Below are 17,668 nucleotides of genomic sequence, written 5' to 3'. Positions count from 1 at the left end.
TCTAATAGTCCAATATTCTAATTAAGTCTATTTTTGCACTATGATAAATTGGATTTCAAAATTATTCTCATCAACAAAAAAAGAGAATGATACAGATTGTATAAAACCAAAGGTTCACGAACACAAAAAAAACAATATAGAAAGCGTGAGTAATAAATTTTTAATAGTAGGACTCGGGAACATTGGCGCCGAATACGTAAACACAAGACACAACATTGGTTTTAAAATCGTGGATTTTCTGGCCCGTAAAGAAAGTGTTTCTTTCGAAACCGTAAAACTAGGCGCGCTAGCCCAATACAAATTCAAAGGAAGAACTTTTCTGCTTTTGAAACCCAACACTTATATGAATTTAAGCGGAAAAGCGGTTCAATATTGGATGGACAAAGAGAATATTCCGCTTGAAAACATTCTGGTTATTACAGATGATTTGAATCTGCCGTTTGGAACCATTCGCATCCGCCAAAAAGGAAGCGACGGCGGACATAACGGACTTAAAAACATCAATCTGGTACTGAATACACAAAACTACGCCAGATTCCGTTTTGGCATCAGCGATGAATTCAAAAAAGGAAAACAAGTTGATTACGTCCTTGGCGACTGGGATGATGCTGAAAAAACGGCGCTTCCAGAACGACTGGAAGTAGGATCTGAGATTATAAAATCTTTTGGGACCGCAGGACTGGAAAACACTATGACCACCTTTAACGGGAAATAAAAAAAAGGGAAACGTTTCAAATAACGCTTCCCTTTTTTAATAATTCTATTTTGATTATTCAATCACAATCTTTCTGACCTCTTTTCGTTCTCCATCAGTCACCGTCAATAAATAAACTCCTGCATAGACATTTTTCAATTGGATATTTTCATTAAAATTTGACTTGTTTTTAAAGTCATTTTCAAAAAGCTTTCTTCCTAATAAATCATAAACCATCACTTTTACTTCTGCATCAGATTTAGTAGTGAATTGAACATTAAAATTCCCTTTATTTGGATTAGGAAACACGACAAAATCATTGATTTCAAAGTCCGGCGTTGCTAAAGTATATGTTTTTGTACAAATTGTGATTGACGCAGAATCTATTGTGCCAACTTTACCTGTGTCTAAATCACGAACACGCAAAGTCCAATTTCCTTGCGGACTCAGCCCATTAAAGCTAGACAATAATTCAAAAGGCGCTACGGTTTGGGCAGTTTTCGCTGCACAATCAAGAGAAACTCCCAAGTCATCATAATTCAACACTAAACTATTGCTTGTAGACCCACAACTTCTTTCAAACAACTTTACAACAGTACCTTGCGGATTTACCACTTCTATTTGCACATCGCTCAAATAAGTATGTGTAAAAGCAATAGCAAAATTCACATCAGAAATCACTTGAGCTGTAACTGGAACGGTCGCTGTTCTAGTGCGATAAAATGTAGATTCCGGTATAGAAAACGGCGCTGCAAAAGCATAGGTATTACAAGATGAAACTACGGAATAACCAATTGCAAAAGAATTACTGTTTACCGCATAATAAATATTTTCTGTTGGCTCAATTAGAATTCGGCAATCTTTAGCCGTTACATTTGGAACCGTAATAGTTTGTGAACCATCATTAGGCGTATTTGAAGCTAAAACTGTAGTAAAATTTAATCCTCCGTCAGTTGAAAGTTTGATATTCACATTCGCAGAACCGACCAGAGTGTTAGAATTATTTACGTTCCAAGTAACTGTTTGAGTCGATCCCTGCAACCAATCTGAATTTTCAGTGCTTTGTGATGTTACTTCAAATGGACCAGCTGCCCCACTTACGTTTACCATCATCACATCTGTATTTGTTTGCGCTGTTCCAAGAGCCGCATTATCCCTGCCTGTTAAAGTAAACGAAAGTGTTCTTTCAATTGTAGAAACGGATTCCCAAGTCGTTGTTAATTCATTAGCCAAAACCGAACTTAAAGCAGGCATGTATCGAATTGGTGAACTACTTGGATAAAACGATCTAAAGTTAGGGCCATGTACTTTTGTAGGTGACGCAAAGCTAAAATTACCTTCTTCGCTAACCGCAGGATTTACAGTATTGATAGCGGTATCATTTTGCTCCCAACAATAGGTAATCACATCACCATTCAAATCAGAACCAGAACCTTTTAAAATAAATGCCGTCCCTTTAGGAATAGTATAATCTAAGCCTGCGCTGATTGTTGGAGGACTATTAGTAAGAACTGTACTTACAGGACATGTCTTAGTCGATAGATTATCTTGTATTTGCTTAATGCTTGCGTAGGCAAAATAATCATCTGAATTATTTTGAACATTATAACCCAAAGTAATTCCTGCATACGCCATGATAGTAGAACCGCTTCCTGGCTCCACATTTACGCCAGTATCCTCAATTTCAAAAGAAAACGTATGATTAGCTCCTAATTGATGTCCCATTTCATGCGCTACAAAATCAATATCGAAAGTATCTCCTTGAGGTACGGCATCACTTGGCGACGTATACGCACTTCCTTTTCCCGCGGGCTCAATATCAGAAGGATTTACACACACACAGCCTATACAACCAGCGTTTCCACCACCACCATCTGCGCCAAACAAATGACCAATATCATATCCGGCATCCGTTATTGTAGCGCTTAAATTTTCTTGTAATTCCAGGTTCCATGTACCCGCTGCTCCTTCTGCAGAATCTGAATACGGATCTGTAACGGCATCCGTATAAATTATAAGATTGTTATTTGTAATAATACTCAGTTTTATCGCTAAATCTTTATTAAAAATACCGTTAACCCTAGTCATAGTAGCATTCATCGCAGCCAAGGCATTTGCAACAGTCCCTCCATGAAATGCGGCATACTCACCGGTACAGGACAACGCTAATCTTAAAGTTTTAAAAACTTTATTATTTGCAGCTACTTTGCCTGTCTTGTTTAAAAGTTCTTTATTCAAGGCGACATCTTCTGTTTTACAAGTGAAAGGCAAACTTCCGCGAACTCTGCTTTTGGAATCAAAAAGAACATAAACAGTATGATCTTTCGAATAAGGTTCGATAAATTCAGAGCCACTTTCCCCTCTAAGAATCATAGTCTGAATACCTTTTGGTGACAAACTAAAATACAACGAAGCTTTTTGATCTGTTATTCCAATACCATTGTAGGCTCTTATGTCAGGATTTTCTGCTTGCAACTCTGGTTCAAAATTAGAAGATTCCCAAACCCAAAATTTTTCTAACTCACCATTTATGTTGGGTATCGTAATTTCAATTCTGCTTTGCTTTGAAGATTTATTTTGAAGTGTTTCCAAAGAATTTTTTATCGCAACTTCATTTAAATTAAATAACAACTGATTTTCAGTAACCGGTTTAGCATTGATTCTATCATAAACTGCAACTTTATCCTGCACAATTCTTTTCCAAAAGGAGCCATCTTGGGCATGGATCGCAGAATTGGAAAAAATAATTATAAAAAATAGTATGATTCTATTCATAATATCATGATTTAACCATCAAAAATAAAGTATTTACAGTAATCGTTACTTCAATTATTTAATATTTTAAATCAAATTATGGAAAACTCAGCTGTTTTCTGTTTTTAAACCCCTTTTTTCATATTTTAATAAAAAATTATATTGAAATTCAATTAGCCATACCGCTACTTTTAAATAAGATACCTTAAATTTGCGCTTTTATAAAACACTTGCTTTGAAGATTTTTCATTCTATAAACGATTTCACTTCCACGAAAAAAACAATCCTAACTTTAGGAACCTTTGATGGAGTTCATATTGGTCACAAAAAAATTCTGAATAAACTAACCCAAAACACGGAGAACGAGAAATATGAAAGTCTTGTACTTACATTTTTTCCCCATCCCAGAATGGTTTTACAGGAACATTCTGATATAAAATTACTCAACACCATAGCTGAAAAAATAGATTTGCTGGAAAAAATTGGCATCGAAAACCTAGTGATTCATCCTTTTGACGAAACGTTTTCGAGATTGACTGCCGAAGAATTTGTAAGCTCTATTCTCATTGATCGATTTCATATCCAAAAGATAATTATTGGTCACGATCACCGCTTTGGACGAAATCGAACTGCTGATATTGATGACCTCATCGCTTTTGGAAAACAGTATGATTTTGAAGTAGAACAAATATCTGTTCAGGAAATTAATGAAATTTCCGTGAGTTCAACCAAAATTAGAAATGCATTATTGGAAGGAGACATGACTTTGTCCAACGAATATTTAGGGTATGATTATTTTCTGACTGGGACTGTTATTCAAGGAAAACAACTGGGAAGAACCATCAATTTCCCAACGGCAAACTTAAAAATCGCAGAAAATTACAAGCTAATTCCAAAAAACGGAGTCTATATTGTGCAAAGTATTCTCAATGAAAAAACTGTTTTTGGAATGATGAATATTGGGTTCAATCCCACTGTTGACGGGCACAATCAGTCCATCGAAATTCATTATTTTGATTTCAATGCTGATTTATACAATCAAGAAATCCGTGTTTCAATACTTAAAAGAATTCGTTCCGAAGAAAAATTCGAATCGGTGGATTTACTGAAAGAACAACTTGAAAAAGACAAAAAAACTGCACTCTTGTACTTGAATAAATTTTGATTTTTTAATAACATATTACTATTTTTTCTGTAAATTTGAAAGTAATATCCTCTTTGTCATAACGATATGCTTTCTAACTTTTAAAACTAGTTATATGAAACTTCCAAAAGAATTAGTAAACGGATTCATTATTTTCATGGGAATTGGCTTTTATTTCCTATTAATGGAACTTTTAGGCCTAGCGGATATTTACTTATTACGTCTATTTAATGTCCTATTTGTATTTTTTGGAACCTATAAAACGTTAAAATCTAATTTCGCTGAAGGCAAAAAAGTATTAGTTTCTAATGCTGTTTCTGCATTACTAACTTCCCTCACGGGTATATTTCTGAGCATTGTAGGTTTAATTATTTATAGCTACGCCAAAGGTGGAGACGCATATGTGGGCACATTGTCAAAAACATTTTTATTTGGTGGTGATCCATCCGTAATGACCTATTCTATTTCTCTGCTATTTGAAGGAATTGTTTCAGCGGTAATCGTTACCTTCATGTTGCTGTTATACTGGGACACCCGCTATTCCTCAGATAAGCATGGAGCAGAATCTTAATTTTTTATCCTTACTTAATTCCAATACCACTTCCCAATCGAGCATCTCCTATTGTTTTTACGGCGTTTATTTTTTTATGTTTTATAAATTATATATTCCTTCTGTTTAATAAATACCTTCGGATAAAGTAATTAAATAACACTTTATAAAATTCTGAAACGCCCGCATACAACAGCCTACCTTTAACCAAAAAATATTTTACAAAAGGCTTTTCAATAGTATTACATTGGTTCTTTAGAACAATTTAACTACTTTTACGCATCAAAAAATCGTATCGATGAGTATTACAAAACACAATTGGACCAAAGACGAAATTATCGCAATATATAATAAACCTATGATGGATTTGCTTTACGAAGCAGCGTCTATTCACAGAGAACATCACGATCCTAACGTGGTTCAGGTTTCTACTTTACTTTCTATAAAAACAGGTGGATGTCCAGAGGATTGTGGCTATTGTCCACAAGCCGCAAGATATCATACTGAAATTGAAGGGAATGATTTAATGTCAGTTAGCCAAGTGAAAGCGCAAGCTTTGCGAGCAAAATCAAGTGGATCATCCCGTGTATGCATGGGAGCGGCTTGGAGAAATGTAAAAGATGGCCCTGAGTTTGACCAAGTTCTTGAAATGGTTCGTACCATCAACAAACTGGATATGGAAGTATGTTGTACCCTTGGGATGATTACGGAAAACCAAGCACATCGATTGGCAGAAGCTGGATTATATGCCTACAACCACAATTTAGATACCTCTGAAGAATATTACAAAGAAGTAATTTCAACCCGCGGATTTGAAGACCGTTTGCAAACCATCGAAAATGTTCGTAAAACAAATGTTACTGTTTGTAGCGGCGGAATAATCGGGATGGGAGAAAGTATCGAAGACAGAGCAGGAATGCTTGTAGCACTTTCTACGTTAAATCCACAACCGGAATCAGTGCCAATAAATGCCTTGGTAGCTGTTGAAGGAACTCCGATGGAAGAAGAAAAACCCGTTGAAATATGGGAAATGATCCGAATGGTTGCAACAACCAGAATCATCATGCCAGAAACTCAAGTACGTCTTTCTGCAGGTAGAATGAACATGAGCCGCGAAGGACAGGCCATGTGCTTTTTTGCTGGTGCCAATTCCATTTTTGCGGGAGATAAGTTATTGACAACTCCAAATCCTGATGTAAATGAAGACATGAAAATGTTTGAGATGTTAGGTTTAAATCCACAAAAACCATTCACAAAAGTTTCTCAACCACAAACTGTTGAAGCGGAAAATTCTCAATTTGCTCCATTAGGTGAAAAACCAAAATGGTCAAGACCAGGACACACTATCGAGAGAAATCTTGAAGCATCCGGTAAAGAAAAATAAACTGTATTTTGAATAAATATACAAAACCATCTTGGCTCACAAGATGGTTTTTTTATGCTACTTTCTCTAATAGATTATTTTCTTGGTAACTGATTGACCATTCTGCAGAAGTATTTTCACCAGCAAGACTTGATGTCCAACAAGCAAATTAAAAACTGAAAAATCAACATCATTTATCTCATTTTTTTGATATATTTCTCGTCCAGCTAAATTGTATATTGTAACCTCATCTATCGATTCTTTGGTTGAATTAATTTGTAACTTTTTGTCTTTACTCGATACAAAAATTGACTCTTCCGGATCGGCAAAATTGACAACGGACAAGCTTTTATCTACGTAGCGCAATATAAAACGATCATCAAATGTCCCGACAGTTGTATGAAAAGCATAACTCTCATTTGTTATATCAACAATACTATTATTCAATTTGTCCTCGATAAAAACATTTTGATTTGCCAGAAGACCATCCACATGATCAATTTTAATCCTGAAATCTCCTGCTATCTTAACTTTGAAACCTAATTTGATTTCATCGGTTTCATTAAATGGCAATGACCTTCCTTGAATTACTAAATTCTTATTTTGATTAATACTATAAAAATCTAAATAATCATTCCCATCAAAACTCTCTCCGTCAAAGGAACTATCAAAATCATTAGTCGCTCCAGATGCATATCCTATCAAAACTTGTTTGAAAGTACCTTCATTATTGTACAAATTCAACCAAATACGGTGTTTGTCAATCACATTTTTTTTCAATTTTTTAGTTGTACTTGATTTAAAAAAACTCGCGTTTTGCCCAACTACACGCATACTGTTGTTAAAAAAGACTGTCCCACCATCATTCACACTCGTTACAAAGAAAGCTTGACCAGCCGCTATTTTACCATCAGGAATTGTATTATTAACACCCAAATTTGTAGCTTTTGTTCCTGCTCCACCTAATAAATTATAAGAAGCATAATCATTTGATGCATATTCATTATTGGTAATTGGTGTATTATGTGTCCAAAAATATAGTGTCCCATCAATGATTTTTTCATTTAATTTCAAAAAGAGGTTCGCATCAATGGCAGATGGGTAAGGATTCCCTATGAGATTTGAAGTATCTGTTATACTTATAGGAACTGAGACCATCCCATTATTAGGAATTCCTGAAAAAACGCCTCCGTAAATAGCTGGAACTGTTGTTGAAAAACTTTGAGGACCTCTTATGATATATCCTTTACCGGACTCCATTACGGTTGTTGGTGATTCATTGCTCCATGAATCAGAAGCTGCATTAAAAGAAAAAAACTTATCTGATAATGTATCAGGAGAGACATCAACCAATCTTTGGCCAGAAACTGGGGAAGACCAGTAGGTATAATCAAATTTAACTATTGGAGTTGTTTCGCGTTTATAGACAACTAGTCCAGTATTTGTTATTTGATCCTCAGATTGAAAAAGTGAGGCATTATTTTCCAAAATTAATGTTCCTAAACCAGAATAATCAAAAACTAAACTCAACGTATTTCCATTTGGAACACCAACACTAATTCCTGAACTGATAGAACATGAACAAGCATTCACAGAATTTAAAACAGGATAATTCCCATTGAAAATAATTCTTTTTTCTGAAGAAGGCAAACCATTATTCCAGACTAAACCATCCCAAACAGAAGTATCTAAACACAAAAGCAACCGAGCAACCCGGTGTTTGGTCACACCTGAAACAGAGTTGAAATTGCCTGCAATCATCACTTTATTGTCCGGAGTAAAACACATGCTATACAGCGGACTGTTTAAATCAGCCGAGAAAGTACCATCAAAAGCACCAGCAGGCAAAAGTCGAATCATTCGCTTTACAGACATTCCGTTATAAGTTCCAGAGAAAGTTCCACCTACCAAAATCCGTTTGTCAGGTTGAATTAAAATAGCTCTGACATCTCCGTTACTAAAGCCCGTTCCAGTAGCAAAACCCGCATCTAAACTTCCATCAGAATTCAATCTCAGCAGTCGTTTTGCAGCAGATCCATTATAATTTAAAAAAGCACCTCCTATTACTAACTTTCCGTCTGATTGCTTCTCTATACAATACACATTTTTATCAAAACCTAATCCTGTAACAAAACCTGCATCAACGCTACCGTCTATGTTTAATCGCACGATACGATTGTGGATAACACCATTAAAAGTCAAGAATCGACCGCCTAACACTATTTTTCCATCGGACTGAACACTGACAGACTCGACAATTTGATCAGCCCCTAAACCACTAGTAAAGCTCGCATCAAGAGTTCCGTCTGAAAACAAGCGTGCTATCCTATTTACAGACACTCCGTTATACTTTGTAAAATTGCCTCCAACGATGATTTTGCCATCTGCTTGTGAGGCTACTCCATAAATTTGACTATTAAAACCCAAACCCGTATTAAAAGAAACATCAATAGAACCATCTGATAAAATTCTGGCAACCCTATTTACTAAAACCCCATTATAATTCAAAAAATTACCCGCTATTATAATTTTATTGTCTGGTTGGACAATCGCATTTTTAATTAATCCATCAGCGCCAGACCCAGAAACATTAAAGGTAGGATCAAGTGAACCGTCATTTAATAAACGTGCTATTTTTGGAGCGCTCAGCCCATTAAATTTAGAAAAATTACCAACCACAATCGTTTTAGTATCGGATAAAGAAATGACCTTATAAACGGAATTGTCAAAACCAACACCAGCCGTTAAATACCCAATATCTAAAGCCCCAAAAGCATCAATTTTTGCTAGCCTGCCTTGATTTTGGGAATCAAAAATAGAAAAAGAACCTCCAATATACGATGATCCGTCGGCTGCATTAGCAACATCCAGAACTGATGCAGAAAATGGGCCTGCACCAATATCAAATGTTGGGTCTAAAACTCCATTAGAGCTCAAACAAGTTAACCGATTTACATCTATTCCATTATAAGTCCCCGTAAAAGATCCTCCAACCATAATAGCTCCAACCGAATTTAATTTAATAACCTCAACGGCACCCGTATTAAATCCTAAACCTGAAACAAAACTGGCATCAACAGAACCATCTATATTTAGGCGAACTATTTTGTTTGCTGTAATTCCGTTATAGGTTACAAAATCCCCGCCTGCAATAATTTTCCCATCAGGTTGTAAAGCAAGAGCTGACACACTAGCACTAAAACCCGAGCCAATAACAAATGAAGCATCGGCACTCCCATCCGCATTTAATCTAATTATTTTACTGTTACTAATTCCATTGAAAGAATCAAATGAACCTGCTAAAATTATCTTACCATCAGGCTGAAGCTGGACTTCTTCTACTAATCCATTAGCGGCTAATCCTGTGATAAAGCCAGCATCTAAATTCCCGTTAGGTAAAATCCTGGCTACTCGATTAGCTGTAATTCCATTGTATTTCGTGAAGCTACCTACAATAACCACGCTTCCATTAGTTTGCAAAACTAATCCATATACTATTCCGCTACTAGCAGCTATTGATGTATTGAATGTAGTATCAATGGATCCATCACTATTCAATCGAATTAATCGGTTTGCATTTATGCCATTAAACGTTGTAAAAGAGCCTCCTAAAATTAATTTGCCGTCAGGCTGTATTAAAGAACAGTACACTTTACCATTAAAACTTGTACCTAAATTAAAAGAAGAATCTTTGGAACCGTCTTGAAATAACCTACATAAATACGGTGTCACTGCACCATTAAAATTCAAATAGTCACCTCCTACAATTAATTTCCCATCAGATTGAATTGATACGGTTCTGACGGTATTATCAAAACCATCTCCTAATACCCCATCATCATAGGTGTTAAAAGTGGCATCAACTCGCCCTTCTTGACAAGAAGCTGGATTAAAAATGGAAAGACTAAACACAACAACGAAGCAAAGAAGTTTTGATTTCAAATTTATGATGGATTTAAGATTTTTACCAATAATAATAACACACACTAATACAAGTGTTTACTAATTAAATATAAAAATATAGATAATCCCAATTCTACGCAATACCCACATTTAGTGATATTTAGCCTAAATTACCAAATTGTTTAAATTTTTTCCTTTTTTAACTCTATTTAAAAAAAATCCCATTCTGTTTTCATCAGAATGGGATTTAATAAAATTTTTAAAATACTATTTATTACTAATAACTAACTTTTTTAGCTACTACCTGACCATTAGTTAAGACAACTTTTACGATTACAATTTGATTCTTCAATGTAATATTTGAAGTACGGAATTCATTTACATCTTTAAGTGTTTCTTCAAATACTTTTTTACCCAATAAATCAAATATAGTAACCCGTTTTATCGTTTCGAATTCGGATTTAATTTTTAATTCGTTCTTCTCTTTAAAAACTACAATTGTTTTATCTTCACTTTCAAAATCACCCGTTCCAAGTGTTTTATCAGTGTAACGCAACACAAAACGCTCATTAAAAACTCCTTTCTCAGTTGTAAAATTATATGACGCTTCTTTTAAATTATGGATTACACCCAGCATTTTATCTTCAAGAAATACATTTTGAGCTGTAAAGAATCCATCTGTTTGAAAAATTGTTATAGTGAAGTTTCCTTTAATAGTTGTTTTATAACCCAACGGCACCTCATCACTTTGCAGAAATGGCAGCGCTCTTCCTTGAATTACAAAGTTTTTATCCTCGAGTATACTATAGAAATCAACAAATGTATTCCCATCAAAACTTATTCCGTCAAATGTTCTCTCATACTCATTTGTTGCTCCCGTTGCGTAGCCTATGAGTGTTTGTTTAAATGCACCTTCTGTATTTGAAAAATTCAACCACAGCCTGTTTTTATCAAAACTCACATTCTTTTTTGATTTTGAGTTAGACCTAAAGAATTGGGAATTAGTACTTCCTCCCAATCGCATTGTATTAGTAAAGTTAAGCGTTCCAAGTGCAATACTAGTTGCAAAAAAACCTTGACCAGAAGCAATTTCTCCCGCAGGAATTGTAGGCACTGGATTAACATCACTAGCTGCAGCGGTCCCAACTCCTCCTAATAAATTATAGGAAGCATAATCATCTGAATCATAAATATAATTAGAACCGCTTGGTGCTATGTCCGTATTATGTGTCCAAAAATATAGTGTTCCGTCTATAACGCCGTCATTATCTTGTAAAAACAAGTCTGCATCCAGTGCGGATGGATAAGGATTTCCAAGGAGATAGGAAGCGTCTGTTGCCAATATTTCAACTGGAATAGTTCCATTGTTTGGCTCACCAATAAAATTAGCACGATGTGTGCCTATTGGATTTGGCGCATAATTATTTTGTGGTCCACGAATAATGTATCCAACTCCTGGCTCCATTACTTTTGTTAACGAATTTTCTTGTATCCAATTATTGTTAACAGCGTTAAAAGAAAAATATTTATCCGCTAAAGTATTTGGTGATGTATTGTATAAAGTTTGTCCAGAAACAGGTGAAGTCCAATAGGTAAAATCAAATTTATCCACTGGCGTTACTGTTTCCCTTTGATAGGTTATAGCTCCCGAGTTTATAGTTGAGTCTTCATTTATTTGAACTAAGCTAGCGTTGTTTTCAAATTTCATTATTCCTCCAGAAACTTTTAATTCATTAGTCAAGGTCATTGTTTTTCCACTTGAAACAGTAACATTTCCTGATTTTACTTCACATGAACATGCAACTAAATCTATGGTTTGGTTATAATTTGCAGTAAAAATAAGTTTTTTATCACTATTTGGCAATCCATTTGACCACCCACCATTCCAAATAGTTTCTTGTAAAGGATCAATTTTTACTGCTTCCAGATTAGAAGAAGAACAACCACCAATTGATACTGAAAAATTATATGTGCCTGGTGCAAGTCCAGAAATAGTGGCTGAACTACCTGTGCCAGAAATTGTTGCTGTAGCAGTTCCACTTTGCGTCAAAGTCCAAGTCCCTACTGACGGCAAGTTATTTAAAATTACACTCGCTACAGGAACATTACAAGTTATCGGCGTAATTGTTCCTTGTGTTGGTATAGCTATAATTGCTGAACCAATGTTTATTGGAGAACTTAACGAACATCCTATTGCATCTGCATAATTCAAAATATATGTAGCCGAATCTAAACCGGTTCTATTTAAAGTGGTTGCACTATCTGTCCAAGATAAATCTAATATATTTACATCAATATAATGAGGTCCATTAATATTCTCCCAAAGATTTACAGTTCTAGAATATACTAAATTATTTGCACCATCGAAGAGTTCTAGTAACATGTTTTGACCTCTATTTTGACAACAATCCGATCTATTATAGATGCGCAGATAATCAATATTTTTTCCTGATTGAAGATCTACTTGTACCCATTCATTAATATTAGTTGAATTACTATGCCAAAAACTATATCCTACAGCATCTCCATCATTCACTTTTGCGGGTCCAAAAGTTCCTGGATCATTATTGTAAATAGAACTCGAAGTTGCAATAGCTCCGGTAGAGGAAAGCGCAACATTTGAACCTGTAAAAACTTCAAGTGCCTGAATTTCTTGCACTTGTTGCCAAGCATCAGCATTAACAAATTTCTGAGTTAATTTGATGTAACGTACATTTGTTAATCCTCCGAAAAGTGTCGGTGAAATTGAACCATCATTAGTTGTGGCGCAGGTTTCGTCAACCTTATTTGGAGTGATTGTTGGAGCGCTATTTACCGTTATTGCTACCGGAACTGAATAAACTTCTGCACAAGAACCACTTTGAACTACTGCTCTAAATTGCGTTGTTGCGCTCAATGAACCCGATGTATAGGTTGCAGCCGTATTTGCAATATCTGTCCAAGTTGAAAATGGACTTACAGCTGATTGCCATTTTGTAATTGTTCCTATGTGTCCTGCCAATGTTAAAACCGTACTATTTGTCCCTGAACAAACAGTTGTGCCTCCTGAAACTGTTCCTCCAACACTCGGTGGATTTACTGTTACAGTAGCCAATGATGAATTTGCTATTGAACATGAACCACTTTGCAAGACAGCTCTATAAGAAGTAGTAGTGCTTAAATTCGTTGCGGTTAATGTTGTGCCTATATTAGCAATGGCACTTCCTGCTGTAGCAAAATTATCTAATGATGATTCCCATCTCACAACTGCTCCTGTATGCCCTGCCAATGTTAAAATCGTACTATTTGCCCCTGAACAAACAGTGGTGCCTCCTGAAACTGTTCCTCCAACACTCGGTGGATTTACTGTTACCGCGGCAGATGATGAATTTACTATTGAACAAGAACCACTTTGCAAAACAGCTCTGTAAGAAGTAGTAGCGCTTAAATTAGTTACTGTCAATGTTGTGCTTGTATTAGCAATGGTACTTCCTGCTGTAGCAAAATTATCTAATGACGATTCCCATCTCACAACTGTTCCTGTATGCCCTGATAATGTTAAATTCGTACTATTTATCCCTGAACAAACCGTTACGCCTCCTGAAATAGTTCCTCCAACACTCGGTTGATCTACTGTTACAGTAGCCAATGATGAATTTGCTATTGAACATGAACCACTTTGCAAAACAGCTCTGTAAGAAGTAGTAGCGCTTAAATTAGTTACTGTCAATGTTGTGCTTGTATTAGCAATGGTACTTCCTGCTGTAGCAAAATTATCTAATGACGATTCCCATCTCACAACTGTTCCTGTATGCCCTGATAATGTTAAATTCGTACTATTTATCCCTGAACAAACCGTTACGCCTCCTGAAATAGTTCCTCCAACACTCGGTTGATCTACTGTTACAGTAGCCAATGATGAATTTGCTATTGAACATGAACCACTTTGCAAAACAGCTCTGTAAGAAGTAGTAGCGCTTAAATTAGTTACTGTCAATGTTGTGCTTGTATTAGCAATGGTACTTCCTGCTGTAGCAAAATTATCTAATGACGATTCCCATCTTACAACTGTTCCTGTATGCCCTGATAATGTTAAATTCGTACTATTTATCCCTGAACAAACCGTTACGCCTCCTGAAATAGTTCCTCCAACACTCGGTTGATCTACTGTTACAGTAGCCAATGATGAATTTGCTATTGAACATGAACCACTTTGCAAGACAGCTCTATAAGAAGTAGTAGTGCTTAAATTCGTTGCGGTTAATGTTGTGCCTATATTAGCAATGGCACTTCCTGCTGTAGCAAAATTATCTAATGACGATTCCCATCTCACAACTGCTCCTGTATGCCCTAATAATGTTAAAATCGTACTATTTGCCCCTGAACAAACAGTGGTGCCTCCTGAAACTGTTCCTCCAACACTCGGTGGATTTACTGTTATCGTCCCTGTTGCATTTACCGTGCCCGAACAACTTCCGGTTAACGGAATACTATAATTGAATGTCCCTGACTGTGTTGGTGTACCACTAATTGTTATAGTATTTGATGCCCAAGAGGCTGAAACGCCTATAGGTAAGCCCGTAGGCGCACCTATACTTGTAGTACCTGTAGTGGTATGAGTTATGGGTGTCATTAAGGTATTCTGACACAAAGTAGGACTTGAAGAAGCGATACTAGCTGCTTTATTAAACTGCATAGTAAATGTTTTACTTGCACTTACACATCCCCCAGAAGTTCTTACCGTTATAGTTCCTGTATAAGTTCCCGCAAGAACATTGGCTGGAATATCTAAAGTAATCGTTCCGCTTGATGCATTAGGCAAGCTCCTATTTGCAATATCAATTAAATATCCGTTTGGTGACCAAGTGATACTATAGCTATTAGGAGATCCTGTTGATGTGTAGACTAAACTTGCAGTTGATGTTCCAGTACATATTGGATTAGGACTTGTTGGGGTAATACTTACAGTATTTATTGGAGGAGTAGAAGCCACATTAAAACTACTACAAGAACTACTGGCACAACGATTAGTATAACGAGCAAAATAGGTTCCTGCCGCAGTTGGATTATATGTTGTTCCCGTGGCAAGTACTGTACCGCCACATGATCCTGAAAACCACTGTACATAAGTTCCTGGAATTGTCGATGCTGGCACAGACAGTGTGTTAGTGCATAATGATGTTATTACTGGAGCCGTAATAGGGCCACTTAAAATGGGCACAATTACGATGGTGGCATCTGAGTAAGCCCCTGAAGTTACTGTTCTTCTATAGTAAGTAGTCGCAGTGAGCGTTCCCGGTGTATAGTCTTTGGCATTACTTGTACCAGAAACCGTTATGTAAGTACCAGCGACACTTGTACTTTGTTCCCATAAATAATTATATGTCCCATTACCGCCAGTTGGTGTGGATCCTGTTATCACACCCACACTATTTCCTGAACAAATAGGCTCAGCATACGTTGCAATAATACTATATCTTTTTACTGTCCCTCCACATGGGTCAGTAAAAACACCATTAGTTGGAGCTATTGTAGCTATTGTATTTCCCAACAAACCAGTTGTTATTGCGCGACTGTTAACTGCATGACAACTCCCTATTGTGAAGTTAGGATACGAGCCGTTTGGAGTTCCATAACTAGCAAACTTAGTATTAATAAAAACAAATCCATTAGGGGCTGTTAGTGTTAATGGACCTGTATACTCTCCAACAGAAGCAAAAACATCGGCTGTAGAATTACTATAAGAGGCAAAATTATTATCAATAATAGCATTATTTGGAACAGTTATTCTACCGGTCCCTGAAAAAAACGTATTGTTAGTGCTGGTAGCTCCTGAGGTCGTAGTTCCCCATGTGCCACCAACTTGATTAGCAACATTCAATAGAAGTGCTCCTGTTGTATGCGTAGTTATTGCATTTAAATTAGCTTGAACTCCCGTCCCAATAGCAGTTATATTATCGATAACAGTGTTGGCTGCAAATGTTTTAACACCACTTCCTGAAAGAGTTAAGTTATTATAAGTCCCACTCATAACAGTCTGTCCAGCCCCATTGTATTGCACTGTTCCACCCCATATTTTGCCAGTAGGAATTGGTGTTGATGTCGTATTTTGGGTTTGTATTGTCCCGCCATTGGTTATTGTAGTAAGAGTTCCTAACAATTGATTAGTCCCGATATTCAATGTACAGCCTGCAGTTGTAATTAATACTCCGTTTACAGTTAATGCTCCACTAGCCGTTTGTGTTCCGCTAGTATTACTCAAGGTTAAATTGCTATAAGTACCCGCCATTATTACTTGACCTCCAGCAGGTCTATCATATTGAACTGTTCCAGACCAATTACGTCCTGTTGGCAATGGTGTTGCAGTTGCTTGTGTTCGAATTGTTCCTATGCCTGAAGTATTTAGAGCAGCTCCTGTCATAGCAAAAGCAGCCATATTTAAAGTAGTTGTTGCCGCAACATTTAAAACTCCACTTACTGAAAAATCAGAGCCAGCGGTTGTTGTGCCAGCGCTTACTGTCAAATTATTAAAAGAAGTAAATATTGATGTAGGTAAAGTATTTGTAGTGGTCATGTTTACCGTTCCTGTACTTGGAAACCAAGCATGACCTGCGTTTATTACATTAAATGCACCAACATTCATGATAGAATTTGAAGTCATTGTAACAGCACCTTGTCCAGGTGTTCCTGCAGAATTACCAAGAGTTAAACTACCTGCTGTAAGAGTTGATCCACTTATAAATGTTATAATTCCGTCTCGGTTTGCATTTCCAGCCCCACCTACTTGAACAAGTCCAGTTACTGTAAGTGTAGGATCAGTTATAGTTGTTGTTGAAAAAGTAAGTGTACCTGAATTATCTGCTGTTAACCCGCCTAATTGTAAACTTGCGCAAACTGCATTGTTAATATTGACACTAACTGTTCTACCTCTTTCAATTACAACAGCATCGGTTGCTAAAGGAACAGATGCTCCTGCTGCACCACCCGAAGTTGTGCTCCATGTAGAAGTACTATTCCAATTACCACTATTAACAGAAAATCGAGTATTTTGTGCACTTGTAAACGCAACCGTAAAAAAGAATGCAATTAGTAAAAGTAATTTTTTATTCATGTGGTATTATCGTTATATATCGTAACACTAAATTCAACAACTTCTTTCTTATTTTTTATCAAAAAAACAAAGAAATTATCTTGCATCGCAATATCGTTCCGTATTTTAAATAAAGCCCAATTTAATCGACAAAATACAAAATAATCTGTCAAAATACACTTTTCAGCCTA

The 17,668-nt window shown here is 36.2% G+C and carries 7 protein-coding genes; 4 read left to right on the top strand and 3 right to left on the bottom strand.

Going from position 1 to position 17,668, the window contains the following annotated elements; translation table 11 throughout:
• Positions 1-40 precede the first annotated feature (40 nt).
• On the top strand, positions 41-715 hold the full coding sequence (gene pth / locus DR871_RS05090) for an aminoacyl-tRNA hydrolase (protein WP_113664564.1): 675 nt from the start codon (positions 41-43) through the stop codon (positions 713-715).
• 54 nt (positions 716-769) lie between these two features.
• On the opposite strand, the gene DR871_RS05085 is transcribed toward pth, so the two are convergent.
• Positions 770-3,469 (bottom strand): zinc-dependent metalloprotease, encoded by a 2,700-nt coding sequence (locus tag DR871_RS05085; protein WP_113664565.1) that lies wholly within the window; start codon positions 3,467-3,469, stop codon positions 770-772.
• 214 nt (positions 3,470-3,683) lie between these two features.
• Here DR871_RS05085 and DR871_RS05080 point away from each other — a divergent pair, with 214 nt between their 5' ends.
• From DR871_RS05080 to bioB, 3 genes are all read left to right on the top strand, one after another.
• The gene (locus tag DR871_RS05080) at positions 3,684-4,613 is read left to right on the top strand and encodes a bifunctional riboflavin kinase/FAD synthetase (RefSeq protein ID WP_113665434.1); all 930 of its coding nucleotides are present in this window, start codon (positions 3,684-3,686) and stop codon (positions 4,611-4,613) included.
• A 94-nt stretch (positions 4,614-4,707) separates the two neighbouring features.
• Complete coding sequence (locus tag DR871_RS05075; protein WP_113664566.1) at positions 4,708-5,163, top strand: hypothetical protein; 456 nt, start codon at positions 4,708-4,710, stop codon at positions 5,161-5,163.
• Between the two features lie 277 nt (positions 5,164-5,440).
• Positions 5,441-6,526, top strand: a complete 1,086-nt coding sequence (gene bioB / locus DR871_RS05070; protein WP_113664567.1) for a biotin synthase BioB — start codon at positions 5,441-5,443, stop codon at positions 6,524-6,526.
• A 66-nt stretch (positions 6,527-6,592) separates the two neighbouring features.
• Here bioB and DR871_RS05065 read toward each other — a convergent pair whose 3' ends face one another.
• Both DR871_RS05065 and DR871_RS05060 read right to left on the bottom strand, forming a co-directional pair.
• Positions 6,593-10,447: a T9SS sorting signal type C domain-containing protein gene (locus tag DR871_RS05065; protein WP_242497072.1), complete on the bottom strand. Its 3,855-nt coding sequence runs from the start codon at positions 10,445-10,447 to the stop codon at positions 6,593-6,595.
• 238 nt (positions 10,448-10,685) lie between these two features.
• Positions 10,686-17,498 (bottom strand): T9SS sorting signal type C domain-containing protein, encoded by a 6,813-nt coding sequence (locus DR871_RS05060; RefSeq protein ID WP_113664569.1) that lies wholly within the window; start codon positions 17,496-17,498, stop codon positions 10,686-10,688.
• Positions 17,499-17,668 lie beyond the last annotated feature (170 nt).

The sequence above is a fragment of the Flavobacterium petrolei genome, assembly GCF_003314435.2.
In the GTDB taxonomy this organism is placed as follows: Bacteria; Bacteroidota; Bacteroidia; order Flavobacteriales; family Flavobacteriaceae; genus Flavobacterium; species Flavobacterium petrolei.
Note: the sequence above shows the minus strand (reverse complement) of the source record. Positions and strands in the feature narration are given on the sequence as shown.

What these genes read in the sequence shown, in the direction of transcription:
- DR871_RS05060 (WP_113664569.1), bottom strand. Translation starts at nt 17,498, where the DNA reads ATGAATAAAAAATTACTTTTACTAATTGCATTCTTTTTTACGGTTGCG.
- DR871_RS05075 (WP_113664566.1), top strand. Translation starts at nt 4,708, where the DNA reads ATGAAACTTCCAAAAGAATTAGTAAACGGATTCATTATTTTCATGGGA.
- bioB (WP_113664567.1), top strand. Translation starts at nt 5,441, where the DNA reads ATGAGTATTACAAAACACAATTGGACCAAAGACGAAATTATCGCAATA.
- DR871_RS05085 (WP_113664565.1), bottom strand. Translation starts at nt 3,469, where the DNA reads ATGAATAGAATCATACTATTTTTTATAATTATTTTTTCCAATTCTGCG.
- pth (WP_113664564.1), top strand. Translation starts at nt 41, where the DNA reads ATGATAAATTGGATTTCAAAATTATTCTCATCAACAAAAAAAGAGAAT.